A 12,282-nucleotide genomic window follows, 5' to 3' on the forward strand; every position below is an offset into this window, starting at 1 on the left:
GCGCACCACAGGTGCGCTTGGGCCGGGATTTGCGGGCAAGCGGCCGTTCAAATCCAATGCCGTGGCGCTATCGACTCATTAGCGGGAGAGCATTGGTGGCGGTTGGTCGCGCCTGCCAGAGGTAACGAACGGCGGAAGCCTGCGTAAAGCGATGACAGGAGCCGCGCCCGGCCAAGAGCGGAAACAGCCATGAATGTCGATCCCGGACGCCGACTTCGCGCGATCGCCAGGTTGACGGTCAGCATCCGCCTTGCCGTTTCGGCGCTGGTGCTGACCGGGATCCTGCTGACGGCGGCGCTTTCGAGCCTGCTATGGTGGCGCACGGCGGAAGCGGCCAGCCGCCAGCTCGCCTCGACCATCAACGAGCAGATCGTGGCTGCGGTGCGCAAGGAGGTCTCTGCCATCGTGGACGAGGCGCGCGCCGCGCACACTGCGATCCGTACCCTGTTCCTGCAGAACGTGCTCGACACCCGCGAGGCCGACAAGCGCGAATTCGTGTTCCTGTCGCAATTGCAGTCGCAGGCGACGATCTCATGGGTCGCCTTCGGTTGGCCCGACGGCTCCTTCTTCGCCGCGCACAAGCTCGGCGACCGCCGCCTGGAGATGATGGAGATCTCGCTGACCGATCATGCCGGCCAGCGCCGCGTCGACGAATACGACGTGGTGCCCGGCGACATCGAATTCGCCAATCGCCGCTTCGAGCCGACCGATTTCCGTGTCGCCGAGCGCGCCTGGTTCAAGACCGGGCTGGCGGCCGAGGAACCGCAATGGTTCAAGGTCATGGACCATCCGACCGGCGAGCGGCCGTCGATCGCCTTCGCCGGCCCGATCGATGTCTACCAGGAGCGGCAGGGCGTCCTGGCCATCGTCATCGAGTACACCAGGCTCGCACGCTTCCTGGCGCAGCTCGAGGTCGGACGCACGGGAACGGCTTTCATCATCGATAGCAGCGGCGAGTTGGTCGCAGCCCCCGACAGGGACGCCGACGAGCTGCATGCCGCGAAGAGCGATACCAGATTGCTGCCGCTGGCGCAGATGGCGCACGCGAAGGCGGGCGAGGACGGCCGCAAGGAAGCCTGGCGAAGTCGGCTGACGTCGGCCGGCGGGGCCTACGAAGTCGCGCTCACGCCGTTGCCGTTTCCCGGCTGGTCGCTGGCGACCGTGATCCCCGAGGCCGAGTTCCTCGGTCCGGTCGAGACGACATTGCACCGCCTGATCCTCGGCCTTGCCGTCGGCGCCGTGCTCGCAGCATTGGCCTCGGCGTGGCTGGCACGCTCCGTCATCGCGGCGCCGCTGTCGCGCGTCGTCGGCGAGCTTCGCCATGTCGAGGCCTTCGCGCTGGAGCAGGTCCGGCGCCATCCGTCGCGGCTCAAGGAGATCGCGAGCCTGTCGGGCGCGATCGCCGAGATGGCGGCCGGCCTGTCCGCGTTCCGCAAATTCATCCCGGCCGATCTCGTCCGCGCCCTGCTGCGCCAGGGCGTCGAGGCCCGGCCCGGCGGCAGCATCCAGGAGCTCAGCGTGATGTTCGTCGACATCGCCGGCTTCACCGGGCTGTCCGAGCGGCTCGGCGATCGCGTGGTACCGCTGCTTTCGCGCTATCTCGACCTCGCCTCCGAGGCCGTGGTCGCCAATGGCGGCACCATCGACAAATTCATCGGCGACGCCGTGATGGCGTTCTGGGGCGCGCCGCAGCCGCAGGCCGACCACGCGCTGCGCTGCTGCCGCGCGGCGCTCGGCTGCCGCAGCGCGATCGCGGCGTCGGGCCTTGCCGACGATCTCGGCCAGCCGCTCCAGATCCGGATCGGGATCAACTCCGGCCGCATGCTGGTCGGCAATATCGGCTCGGAGCTGCGCCTGAACTACACCGTGATCGGCGATGCCGTGAACGTCGCGAGCCGCCTCGAGGGCGCCAACAAATCCTACGGCACGCAAATCCTCATTGGCGAAGCGACCGAACGTCTCGCGCGCGGCGCCATCATCGCGCGCGAGATCGACAGCATCGCCGTGTATGGACGTGAGGAGGGTTTTCCGGTCTATGAATTGATCGGACTTGCCGGTGAGAGCGGCGGTGAGACGCTCGATTGGATCGTCCGCTACGAACAGGGCCTTGCCAACTATCGCGCACGCCGATTTGCCGCAGCACTCGCCGATTTCGAAGCCGTGCTCAGCGAACGCGGCCATGATCGACCGGCCGAACTCATGCGCGAGCGCTGTCGGCAGTTCCTCGCCGACGCGCCCGATGCGTCATGGCGTCCGGTCGCGGCGCTGACGACGAAGTAGTCGGAATATCCGGAACAGGTTGCCGCACGACGTGGGTGGTCGGCGGGGCTCCGCAATCCCGTTCAGGGTTGAGCATCCTTGGCCACCACGAGATTCAGATTGCACGTCATAGCCAATCCGCCTAATACAATTGGACAAATGAACAAATAGCATGGTCGAATACCGAAAGGTGGGCCATGGAGGAACGGTGCCCTGGGCGTGCAGCGCGCGAGGGTGGCCAAGGATGGTAGCGCAGCATGTCGCATACGAACGCATTTGGCCTGGCGGGTGTCATCGGCATGCCGGTCGCGCATTCGCGTTCGCCCGTCATTCATAATTACTGGCTGAAGGCGCACGGCATCCGCGGAACCTACGTGCCGCTCGCGGTCGAGCCGGAGCGGCTCGAGGACGCGCTCCGCGGACTTGTCGCGCTCGGCTTTCGCGGCTGCAACGTCACCATGCCGCACAAGCAGACGGCGATGAAGCTGCTCGACCGCGTCAACGAGACGGCGACCCGCATCGGCGCCGTCAACACCATCGTCGTCGAGGAGGACGGCACGCTCTCCGGCTTCAACAATGACGGCAACGGCTTCGTTCAGAGCCTGCGCGACGCCAGGGCCGGTTGGCGCGGCTACGCCGGGCCGATCCTGCTGCTGGGTGCGGGCGGCGCATCGCGCGCGGTGGTCGTGGCGCTGCTGGAGAACGGCGCGCGCGAGATTCGCATCGCCAACCGCACGGCGGAGAAGGCGCAGGCGCTTGCAAACGATTTCGGCTCCGCCGTCAGCACCGTTGCCTGGGACGACCGCGGCGCCGCGCTCGGCGACGTCGCACTGCTCGTCAATTGCACCGATCGCGGCATGGTCGGCAAGGGTGCGCTCGAGATCGACCTGTCGCGGCTCAAGCCTGAAACGCTCGCCGCGGATCTCATCTACACGCCGCTGGAGACGCCGTTCCTGGCCGAGGCCCGCGCCCGCGGCTGCACCACGGTGAATGGGCTCGGCCTCCTGCTCAACCAGGCCCGGCTCGCCTTCAAGGCCTGGTTCGGTGTCTTGCCCGACGTGACGCCAGAGCTGATCAAGGCCATCGAGGCGACATTCTGATCCGGACGCCGGGGAGTTTCGCGCCATGACACTGCCGGCGTCCCCCAAAATCGACTGCCACATCCACGCCATCGATCCCGTTCGCTTTCCCTATTCCGATGACACGCCGTACCGTCCGAGCGGGCAGGAGATCGCACCGGCGGCGCAGCTCATCCGCGTGTTCGACGCCTTCGACGTCAGGCACGCGCTCGTCGTCGCGACCAACACCGGTTACGGCAGCGACAGCCGCATCCTGCTCGACACGCTGAAGCAGGGTGGCGGCCGGTTCAGGGGTGTGGCCGTGGTCGAGAACGACGTCGGCATCGAGGAGCTCGAACGATTGAAAGCCGCGGGCGTCGTCGGCGTTGCCTTCAACGTGCCGTTCCACGGTGCCGACCATTATCGCCATACGGCACCGCTGCTGGCGAAGCTGGCGAGCCTCGGCCTGTTTCTCCAGGTCCAGGTCGAGCAGGACCAATTGCTCGCGCTGCTGCCGCTGATCGAGGCATCGTCGGTGCGCCTCGTGATCGACCATTGCGGTCGGCCCTCGGTCGCGCAGGGCCTGAACGGAAAAGCCTTTCAGGCGCTGCTGGCGATCGGCCGCGAGCGTGACGCGCACGTAAAACTGTCCGGCACTTACAAATTCTCGCAGCAGCCGCACCCCTATGCGGACACCTGGCCGTTCATCGCCGCGCTCGTTGAGGCCTTCACGCTCGATCGCTGCGTCTGGGGCTCGGACTATCCGTTCCTGCGCGCGGCGGAACGGCTCGACTACGGGCCGCTGCTCGCGCTGCTGACGAAACTGTTTCCGGACGCGAGCGACCAGCACCGCCTGCTGTGGCGAACGCCGGCACGGCTGCTCGGCTTCGGCGACACGACAGATCGATCATAAAAAGCAAGCAAAGGGGAGGAGGACGTCATGAGGAATCTTGCAGCGCCGGTCGTCGTGGCGATTGCAGCTGCGCTATCTGCAGGTGGCGCGCAGGCGCAGAGCACAGTCTACATCCCCGACGTTATCGAGCTCTCCGGCCCCGGTGCCGTCTCCGGCACCAATTGGCGCGACGGCGTCGCGCTCGCCGTCGACGAGATCAATGCTGCCGGCGGCATTCTCGGCCGGAAGATCCAGACCGAGCATCTCGACACCCAGAGCAATCCCGGCGTCTCGCGCGCACAGGTGCAGAAGGTTCTGGACAGGGATCCCTATGTCGTGCTCGGGCCGATCTATTCCGGTTCGGTCAAGGTCAACATGGCGCTGACGCAGGCCGCCGAGATCCCGCAGATCGTCGGCGCCGAGGCCGCCGACATCACCACGCAGGGCAATCCCTGGATCTTCCGCACCGCCTTCGGCCAGCAATTCTCGATGCCGAAGATCGCCAACTATCTCCACGACAAGCTCAAGGTGAAGACGGTCGCGCTGGTCTGGGTCAACAATGATTTCGGCAAGGGTGGCCACGACAATTTCGTCAAGGAGATGAAGGCGCGCAACGTCGAGATCGCGGCCGATATCTCCACCGAGCAGGGCCAGGTCGATTTCGGCTCCGACGTGATCAAGCTGAAGGGCGCCAAGGCCGACGCCGTGTTCGTCTACACCAACGAGGAGGAAAGCGCCCGCTTCCTGATCGAGGCGAAGCGGCAAGGCCTGTCGACGCCGCTGTTCGGCGAGACCACGCTGCTCAGCCAGAAGGTGGTCGAGCTCGCCGGCCCCGCCGCCAACGGCGTGCGTGGCCATGTCGGCCTGTCCGCCGATGCGCCGGTGCCGGCGATCGAGGAATTCACGAACAAGTTCACCGCGCGCTACAAGTACCGGCCCGACCACAACGGCATCAAGGGCTACACCGCCGTCTATCTCGTCAAATACGTCACCGAAAGGATCGGTAAGTTCGACAGCAAGGCTTTCGGCGCGGCCATGAAGGGGCTGACGCTGACGCCCGACAAGGCGCCCGGCATGCTGATGGAAACAAGCTGGGACCAGAACGGCGACATCGACCGCGCCAGTTTCCTCGCCGAGATCGTCGACGGCAAGCAGAAGATCGTCGAGACCTTGCCGAAGCTGAAGGGTGGCAAAGGCGAGTAAGCGATCGGTAGCTCGTAGCCCGGATTGCACTTCGCGCGATCCGGGCTACGATCCTGCGTGCTTGATACGCAACTGAGATTCGCCCACCTGTCTGCCGGACGGCTTCAACACATGAAAACCACGCTGCTCAAATCCGAAGACTACACCCGCTCGCCCTGGAAGAACGGCGGCGGCATTTTCACCGATATCGCGGACGCCCATCGCGATGGCGCGCCGGTGAAGGATTGGGACAGCCTGCTCTGGCGCTTTGCCTCGACGCCGATCGTCGCGCCCGGTCCTTTCTCCTTTATGCCCGGCATCGACCGCCTGCAGATGGTCATCGATGGACGCGGGCTGGTGCTGAAGGCTCCGGGGCTGCAATTCGACGAGCGCGAGCCGTTCACCACCGTGCGCTTCACCGGCGAGCTCGAGATCGTGACCGAGCTCGAGGCGGGGCCGGTCGAGGTCGTCAACCTGATGGCCCGGCGCGGTGCGGCGGAGATCGAGCTCGAAGCGCTCGGGGAACCCGGCGATCGGCCATTGTCCGCCGGCACGCATCTGGTTTACGCGGCGCGCGGCGAATGCCGCATCCGCCTCGACGGCGAGGATTTTGCGATTTCGCACGAATGCACGCTGAAGGTCGAGCTGACCGAGGAATCGCGGCTCGCGCTCGTTTCGGGGCTGGCGGTGCTGGGATCGATCCGCCTCGCCGGCTAGACGGCAACCGCCCGCCGATGCGTACAATCCATGCAACTGGCCAGGTTGACGCCGCGGAGCCGGAGCACGATATCTCCCCACGTGAAGATCGCCGCGAAGGGGCAGGATATGAGCGTGCCGCAAGACAACCAGGCCCCCGCCACCCAGGCCGACGGCGTCGTCGACTGGCTGACCAACGGCACGCGTGACGAGCGCTTCATCGACAATATCTTTGCGCAGATGTGCATCCGGCTCCAGCAGGCGGGGATTCCGCTCAAGCGGTCGACGCTTCATGTCCTGATCCACCATCCGCAATGGCTGGGGGCCCGCTTCATGTGGTCCGACGGCATGCGCGAGGCGGAGATCGCGCGGGTCGACTACGACGTTCGCGAGCGGTCGGAATTCATCGGCAGTCCCGCCAACGAAATGTTCGACGGCGCGACCGAGGTGCGCGAAGATCTCGAGCGCGACCCCTCGCTCGGCCGCAAGCACGCCCTTTACGACGAGATGCGCGAGAAGGGCCTCACCGACTATGTGGCCTGGCCGCTCTATCACACGCTGGGCAAGCGCCATCTCGTCACCTTCGCGACCGACCGGCCCGGCGGTTTCGACGATGCGCATGTCGCCGCACTCAGGAAGCTCTTGCCGGTGTTGGCGCTGGTCAGCGAGATCCGCATCAAGAACCGGCTGGCGCGGACGCTGCTCGAGACCTATGTCGGCGCCCATGCCGGCGAGCTGATCCTGGCCGGCGCCACCCGGCGCGGCACCGGCACGACGGTGCGCGCCGCGATCATGATCTGCGACCTCAGGGATTTCACCAAGATCTCCGACAACTGGCCGCGCGACGACGTCATCGACCTGCTCAACGATTATTTTGACGCGATGTCGGAGCCGATCGCGCGGCACGGCGGCGAGATCCTGAAATTCATCGGCGACGGCCTGCTCGCGATCTTCCCGCTCAGCGAGCCCGGCGCCTGCGCAAAGCTGCTGCGCGCCGTGACCGAGGCCCGCCAGGCCATGGCCGCGCTGAACGAGCGCAACAACGGCACCGGCCGCGCGCCCTTGAACTACGGCATCGGCGTCCATGTCGGCGACGTCATGTACGGCAATATCGGATCGAGCACCCGGCTCGACTTCACCGTGATCGGCCCCGCCGTCAACATGGCCTCGCGCCTCGAAGCCCTGACCAAGCAGCTGGGACGAACGGTGCTGTTGTCGCGGGATTTTGCCGAGCTGGTCGACCGCGAGTTCGACCTGGAGCGGGTCGGCAGGCACGAGGTGCGCGGCTTCAGCGATCCGATCGAGCTGTTCGCCTATCACGGCTGAGGGCGGGATGCTCGCGGCTGCGCCGCCTGCCCGATCGCAGGAAGCGGATGGTCCAGACTACTGTTTCGATCCGGTCCAGCTTCCGGCGCATCCATCGGATCGCCGGAATGTGCCGGAGCCGCTGCGGCCCGAAAACCGGCCCGACATGGTCCAGGTCAGGCTCCCCGCAGCTCCGACGCCGGACGTGGCGCCGTTCGGACTGACTTGAGCGGTGCCGTACTTTCCCACCAGCTTGCCGCCGGTGATGACCACCGCGTCGGTGGAGGTGCCGCAGGGCGTGCCGACACTGGTCAGAACCCATGCGCCGTCGAGATTGCCCCCCCCGCCGCTCCTTTGCGGCGCGCGGCCCGGCGCGTCGGCCTCCGGCCTGCTGCGTCGTGCCGGCTTCGAAGGCTCGGCTGCCCGCGGCGTCTGGCGCGAACCGGATAGTGACTTTTCGTCATTGCCGATGCTGCCGCCGGCGCTCCCCGATTGCGCACGCGCCATGTCCGGCAACGCGGCAACGGCCAGCGCGGCCGACAACAGCGCGGCTTCAAGACAATATCGAAACTGGTTTTGCATATTGCATGGGTCTCAATTGCACTGGTTTCAAATGAACAGGTCCGGCCCGACCGGAACATGTCGCGCCGACAATGCAGCAAGATTTGCCGGTCCCCGCCGCACGCGTCAAGCGCCGAGCCCTCCGCGCCGGATCGTATTGCCAACGCGAGAGTGTAGCACTACGCTTTGTACCCGGTAGCCCGAACGTTCTCACGATTGGCCGCGCGTTCATGCCAAGATTTCTTCGCATCGGAGTCCATCAGTCCAACGTCTCCGGATACACGTCGAAGGCATGGTGTGTCAGGCGTGTCGGCTCGGCGGTTTTCCTGAAATGGGGCGCCGTTGAGGTTCATGGCGCCGGCGACGGGCGCAAGGTCTATTGGACGCGCCTGCCGCAGGAGAAGACAGTTCGCTGTGGCAGCGCGCAGCGCGCCCAGGATTATGCAAAGGCCGCGATCGCGCGGCGCCGCAACCATCGTTACGAACCGCTGACCGGGCCCATTGCGAACCGGCGCCGATCGGCCGGCGCCGGCGCCGAGCTCAAGCAGGCCCTCGCCACCATCCTGATCGTCGACATCGTCGGCTCCACCGCCAAAGCTGCCAAGCTCGGCGATGCGCGCTGGACCAAGATCATGGGCCACTATTACGCGGCGGTTCGTAAAGAGCTGAAGAGCTCGCGCGGCAAGGAAGTGGTGACGACGGGCGACGGGGTGCTGGCGACGTTCAAGGCGCCGGCCGCCGGCATTGCCTGCGCAACCGCGATCCGGAAGGCGGTGCGCACGCTGGGCCTCGACATCAGGGTGGGCCTGCATGCCGGCGAGTACACGGTCAGCGGCACCGAGGCGGTCGGCCTCGCCTTCCACATCGGCACCCGCGTCGCCGCCAAGGCCCGCGCCGGCGAGGTTCTGGTGTCGAGCGCGGTCAAGGAGCTGATGAAGGCGCAGTCCCAGATCCGCTTCGCCGATCACGGCATGCACCAGCTCAAGGGCGTGCCGGAGCGATGGCGGCTGTACCGCGTGGAGGGGTGAGGGCGGGCCGGCCCGCGTTCCGGTCCGGCGGCCCCGCTATCGGCGCTTGAGCGTCAAGGCAGGCGCGACCGCTGCCACCACGCCGTCACCTCATCTGGACGACGACTTTGCCCCTGGCCCGCCCCTTTTCGAGATAGGCAAGCGCCTCTTTGGCCTGTTCGAACGGAAAGACCCTGTCGATCACCGGCCGGATGCGCTCGGCCTCGAGAAGCTCGCCGATCTCGGCGAGTTGCTTGCCGTCGGGATGCACGAACAGGAACGAATAGGCGGCGCCATTCTTGCTGGCATGGCGAATGATCTTGCGGCTCAGCAATCCGAACAGCAACACCATGAGGACATTCATCCCCCGGGCACGCGCGAACGCCGCGTCCGGGGGCCCGATCAGCGAAGCAATCGTGCTTCCCGGCTTCAGGATCCGAAGCGATTTTTCGAGCGCATCGCCCCTGAGCGTGCCCAGCACGGCGTCGTAGTCCCGCAGCACCTCCTCGAATTTCTGTGTCGTGTAGTCGATCACCTCGTCAGCCCCGAGGCTGCGCACCAGATCGATATTGCCGGTGCTGGTCGTCGTCCCCACCCGGGCGCCCAAAACTTTCGCGAGCTGGATCGCGAAGGTGCCGATCCCGCCGGCGCCGGCGGGGATGAACACCTTCTGACCGGGCCTGAGACGTATGCGCTCTCTGAGGGCCTGCAACGACGTCAGGCCGGCCATCGGGATCGAGGCCGCCTGCACGAAGTCCAGGTTGGCCGGCTTGAGCGCGGCAGCGTCCTCCGGCACGCGCGCGAATTCGGCAAGAGCGCCGGTTCCGAGATCGAAGATGCTGGCGAAGACGGCATCGCCCGGCTTGAAGCGGGTCACGCGGCTTCCAACCTCGACGACGAAGCCCGCAAGATCGCTGCCCAGCGTGGCCGGCAGTTGAAACTTGAGGATCGGCTTGAACATTCCTTTCGGAATCATGTTGTCGACCGGGTTCAAGCCCGCGGCGTGAACCTGGACCAGGATTTCGTTCGGCGCGGGCGCCGGCCGGGGAATGTCGGCCAACGCGACCTGATCCGGCTTGCCGTAGCGCTTGAAGACAAGAGCTTTCATTTTTCCTCTCGGTCCGAAGGTTCTTCGCAAATGGCGGCAGCAGGCCGCGCGTGCGCCGATTGCGCGCCGTCAGAAGGCCCGGGCGGTGCGCGCGGACTGCGATGCCGCCGGTGCATCTAGCCGCAGGTCCTTTCGAATTCCGGCATCCACCAGGACGGCTGGCGCAAACCGGCGCAGAAATCGCAGGCGCTTTGCGAGGCTGCCGGCCGTGTACTTGAGCTGCGGGCGCGCCGCGCTCGCCGCCTTCAGCACGGTCTCGGCCACCACGCCGGGCTGTTCGGCCGTCGCCATCACCTCGTTCACCCGCCTGGTCACGCCGGCGCGCGCCTCGCGATATTCATCGAGCTTGGCATCGGGCTCCAGGAAATTGGCGTCGAACGGCGTCCTGGTATAGGCGGGCTCGATCACCGAGACCCGGATGCCTCGCGTGCGCAGTTCATGGTCGAGCGATTCCGAATAGCCGGCCACCGCGTGCTTGGTTGCGGCATAGAGCGCGCCATAGGGCATCGGCAGAAAGCCGAGCACGGAGCCGATGTTGATGATGCGGCCGCTCCCCTGGCGCCGCATGTGCGGCAAGACGGCCCGTGTCATCCGGATCAGCCCGAAGAAGTTCGTCTCGAAGATCGCTCGGGCCTGATCCATCGAGCTCTCTTCCGCTGCCGCGGGGGCAACACCGAAGCCGGCATTGTTCACGAGCAGATCGACGCGGCCCTCTCGCCTTATCGCCTCGCTGACGGCGGCTTCCACCGATGCATCGCTGGTGACGTCGAGGGACAGCATCTCGAACGGTTGTCTGCCGGCCTGCGCGCCTCGCCGGCTGGTGCCGTAGACCTTGTAGCCGGCGTCGGCGAGCCGCTTCGCCGTGGCTTCGCCGATCCCGGACGAGGCGCCGGTCACGAGCGCGACCTTTGGCGTGATCCTGTTCATGAGCTTCTCCAGTGCTGTCATGGACCGTGAATTGATTTGATTACGATCGTAATTAAAGATATACATGACGACCGTAACTATAATTGTCAAGCCCGGGGGACCCGCCACATGCGCGTTTCAAAAGAACAGGCTGCCAAAAACCGCGAGCACATCCTTCAGGCCGCCTCCCGCCTGATGCGGGAGCGCGGCATCGCCGGCGTCGGGGTCGATGCACTCGCCGAGGCCGCCGGCATGACTCACGGCAGCCTGTACAGTCAGTTCGGCTCCAAGGAGCGGCTGGTCGAGGAGGCGATCGCCCATGCGATCAGCGCCAAGGGCCGCGAACTGCCCGCGGTTTTTGCGCTCGACGACTATGTTTCGGAGTACCTCTCGCCCGCGCATCGCGACGATCCCGCCGGCGGCTGCCCCTTCGCAGCTCTCGCTTGTGAGGTGTCACGCCAGAGCAGCGGCGTGAGGGAGCGCTTCACCGCCGGCGTGCGCGGCGCGATCGCCCTAGTGAGCAGCCGGATGCCCTCCGCACTGAAGCCGCGGCAGCGCGAGGACAAGGCGCTCGCGGCAACCGCATCGCTGGTCGGCGCCCTCGTGCTCGCCCGCGCCGTGAACGATCCCAAGCTGTCGGATGATATTCTTCGGGCGACGAGGAAGGAGCTGTTGGGGTGAGAGCGCTCTGAATTCTGGGAGTGTCGAACCGGCGAAAGCGGCCGGATTCGATGATCGCACCGTCACGGTAATCGGGCGCGCGCGTCCTCAAGGTCGGCAAACGGTCACTCTGTCGGGGGCGCGGCCCGCGCGAAATAGCGTGGCGGAGCGGTCATCACCTCGTCATCAGCGCACGCCCGTGCCTTTGCAGCGCTGGCACTTCACCACCTTGTCGCCCTTCTTGAGCAGGCCTTTGCCTTCGCAGTTCTTGCACTTCTGCTTCTTCTTGATGTTCGGGCCTTTTTCACTGGCCATGGAAGTCTCCTGCCGCGAGAGAGCGGTGAACCGCTGCTCGGTATAGGCTGGGCTCGGCGAGAGCGGTAGTCGATAATCCAGACGGACGCCGACGATGTTGCCATTTTCAGTCAATGTCGTCTCCGGGCCTTTCCTGGAGGCATGGGGGTTATCCGGCATCGATCGTCTGCATGCAAGCTTCGACGCCAACACCTTCGCCGCGCGTCTTGAAGGCGGTGACCGCTTCGCCATGGTCTTCGCCGGCATCACGCCTCATGCCGGTATGCGATCCCACCGGCTTCATGCTGCCGTCGTCTTCGGAAAGCGCGACGAGTGGCAGCAACAAGTTTCGTC

The 12,282-nt window shown here is 65.9% G+C and carries 13 protein-coding genes; 8 read left to right on the forward strand and 5 right to left on the reverse strand.

Annotated elements, in window-relative coordinates:
- Nucleotides 1-189: 189 nt before the first annotated feature.
- The 6 genes from NR187_RS32560 (at nucleotide 190) to NR187_RS32585 (ending at nucleotide 7,413) form a co-directional block, all read left to right on the forward strand.
- Nucleotides 190-2,280, forward strand: a complete 2,091-nt coding sequence (locus NR187_RS32560; protein ID WP_256809143.1) for an adenylate/guanylate cyclase domain-containing protein — start codon at nucleotides 190-192, stop codon at nucleotides 2,278-2,280.
- 236 nt (nucleotides 2,281-2,516) lie between these two features.
- Nucleotides 2,517-3,359, forward strand: coding sequence for a shikimate dehydrogenase (locus NR187_RS32565; protein ID WP_211381784.1), 843 nt, complete (start codon nucleotides 2,517-2,519; stop codon nucleotides 3,357-3,359).
- Between the two features lie 25 nt (nucleotides 3,360-3,384).
- Nucleotides 3,385-4,230: an amidohydrolase gene (locus NR187_RS32570; RefSeq protein ID WP_211381785.1), complete on the forward strand. Its 846-nt coding sequence runs from the start codon at nucleotides 3,385-3,387 to the stop codon at nucleotides 4,228-4,230.
- Nucleotides 4,231-4,257: 27 nt separating this feature from the next.
- The gene (locus tag NR187_RS32575; RefSeq protein ID WP_211381786.1) at nucleotides 4,258-5,412 is read left to right on the forward strand and encodes an ABC transporter substrate-binding protein; all 1,155 of its coding nucleotides are present in this window, start codon (nucleotides 4,258-4,260) and stop codon (nucleotides 5,410-5,412) included.
- Between the two features lie 111 nt (nucleotides 5,413-5,523).
- The gene (locus NR187_RS32580; protein ID WP_256809145.1) at nucleotides 5,524-6,108 is read left to right on the forward strand and encodes a HutD family protein; all 585 of its coding nucleotides are present in this window, start codon (nucleotides 5,524-5,526) and stop codon (nucleotides 6,106-6,108) included.
- Between the two features lie 108 nt (nucleotides 6,109-6,216).
- Nucleotides 6,217-7,413 carry an adenylate/guanylate cyclase domain-containing protein gene (locus NR187_RS32585; protein ID WP_256809147.1) on the forward strand — a complete coding sequence of 399 codons (1,197 nt, stop codon included), beginning with the start codon at nucleotides 6,217-6,219 and terminating at the stop codon, nucleotides 7,411-7,413.
- A gap of 57 nt (nucleotides 7,414-7,470) precedes the next feature.
- On the opposite strand, the gene NR187_RS32590 is transcribed toward NR187_RS32585, so the two are convergent.
- On the reverse strand, nucleotides 7,471-7,974 hold the full coding sequence (locus NR187_RS32590) for a hypothetical protein (protein ID WP_256809149.1): 504 nt from the start codon (nucleotides 7,972-7,974) through the stop codon (nucleotides 7,471-7,473).
- A gap of 209 nt (nucleotides 7,975-8,183) precedes the next feature.
- Between NR187_RS32590 and NR187_RS32595 the strand changes: the two genes are divergently transcribed.
- The gene (locus NR187_RS32595) at nucleotides 8,184-8,981 is read left to right on the forward strand and encodes an adenylate/guanylate cyclase domain-containing protein (protein WP_211381790.1); all 798 of its coding nucleotides are present in this window, start codon (nucleotides 8,184-8,186) and stop codon (nucleotides 8,979-8,981) included.
- Between the two features lie 85 nt (nucleotides 8,982-9,066).
- Here NR187_RS32595 and NR187_RS32600 read toward each other — a convergent pair whose 3' ends face one another.
- Nucleotides 9,067-10,068, reverse strand: a complete 1,002-nt coding sequence (locus NR187_RS32600) for an NADP-dependent oxidoreductase (RefSeq protein ID WP_211381791.1) — start codon at nucleotides 10,066-10,068, stop codon at nucleotides 9,067-9,069.
- Nucleotides 10,069-10,137: 69 nt separating this feature from the next.
- A complete protein-coding gene (locus tag NR187_RS32605) occupies nucleotides 10,138-10,995 on the reverse strand; it encodes an oxidoreductase (RefSeq protein ID WP_211381792.1) in 858 nt (285 codons plus the stop codon).
- A 108-nt stretch (nucleotides 10,996-11,103) separates the two neighbouring features.
- Between NR187_RS32605 and NR187_RS32610 the strand changes: the two genes are divergently transcribed.
- Nucleotides 11,104-11,655, forward strand: a complete 552-nt coding sequence (locus NR187_RS32610; RefSeq protein WP_211381793.1) for a TetR/AcrR family transcriptional regulator — start codon at nucleotides 11,104-11,106, stop codon at nucleotides 11,653-11,655.
- Nucleotides 11,656-11,820: 165 nt separating this feature from the next.
- Here the strand turns inward: NR187_RS32610 and NR187_RS32615 are convergent, their stop codons facing one another.
- Nucleotides 11,821-12,108 (reverse strand): hypothetical protein, encoded by a 288-nt coding sequence (locus tag NR187_RS32615; RefSeq protein ID WP_211382441.1) that lies wholly within the window; start codon nucleotides 12,106-12,108, stop codon nucleotides 11,821-11,823.
- Nucleotides 12,098-12,274 (reverse strand): hypothetical protein, encoded by a 177-nt coding sequence (locus tag NR187_RS32620; protein ID WP_211381794.1) that lies wholly within the window; start codon nucleotides 12,272-12,274, stop codon nucleotides 12,098-12,100. Before NR187_RS32620 ends, NR187_RS32615 begins: the two co-directional genes overlap by 11 nt.
- Between the last annotated feature and the right edge of the window lie 8 nt (nucleotides 12,275-12,282).

The organism is Bradyrhizobium sp. Bra64, from assembly GCF_024519875.1.
GTDB lineage: Bacteria > Pseudomonadota > Alphaproteobacteria > Rhizobiales > Xanthobacteraceae > Bradyrhizobium > Bradyrhizobium japonicum_G.

Coding starts and splice junctions, on each gene's coding strand:
- NR187_RS32560 (WP_256809143.1), top strand. CDS start 190: ATGAATGTCGATCCCGGACGCCGACTTCGCGCGATCGCCAGGTTGACG.
- NR187_RS32565 (WP_211381784.1), top strand. CDS start 2,517: ATGTCGCATACGAACGCATTTGGCCTGGCGGGTGTCATCGGCATGCCG.
- NR187_RS32570 (WP_211381785.1), top strand. CDS start 3,385: ATGACACTGCCGGCGTCCCCCAAAATCGACTGCCACATCCACGCCATC.
- NR187_RS32575 (WP_211381786.1), top strand. CDS start 4,258: ATGAGGAATCTTGCAGCGCCGGTCGTCGTGGCGATTGCAGCTGCGCTA.
- NR187_RS32580 (WP_256809145.1), top strand. CDS start 5,524: ATGAAAACCACGCTGCTCAAATCCGAAGACTACACCCGCTCGCCCTGG.
- NR187_RS32585 (WP_256809147.1), top strand. CDS start 6,217: ATGAGCGTGCCGCAAGACAACCAGGCCCCCGCCACCCAGGCCGACGGC.
- NR187_RS32590 (WP_256809149.1), bottom strand. CDS start 7,974: ATGCAAAACCAGTTTCGATATTGTCTTGAAGCCGCGCTGTTGTCGGCC.
- NR187_RS32595 (WP_211381790.1), top strand. CDS start 8,184: ATGCCAAGATTTCTTCGCATCGGAGTCCATCAGTCCAACGTCTCCGGA.
- NR187_RS32600 (WP_211381791.1), bottom strand. CDS start 10,068: ATGAAAGCTCTTGTCTTCAAGCGCTACGGCAAGCCGGATCAGGTCGCG.
- NR187_RS32605 (WP_211381792.1), bottom strand. CDS start 10,995: ATGAACAGGATCACGCCAAAGGTCGCGCTCGTGACCGGCGCCTCGTCC.
- NR187_RS32610 (WP_211381793.1), top strand. CDS start 11,104: ATGCGCGTTTCAAAAGAACAGGCTGCCAAAAACCGCGAGCACATCCTT.
- NR187_RS32615 (WP_211382441.1), bottom strand. CDS start 12,108: ATGCCGGATAACCCCCATGCCTCCAGGAAAGGCCCGGAGACGACATTG.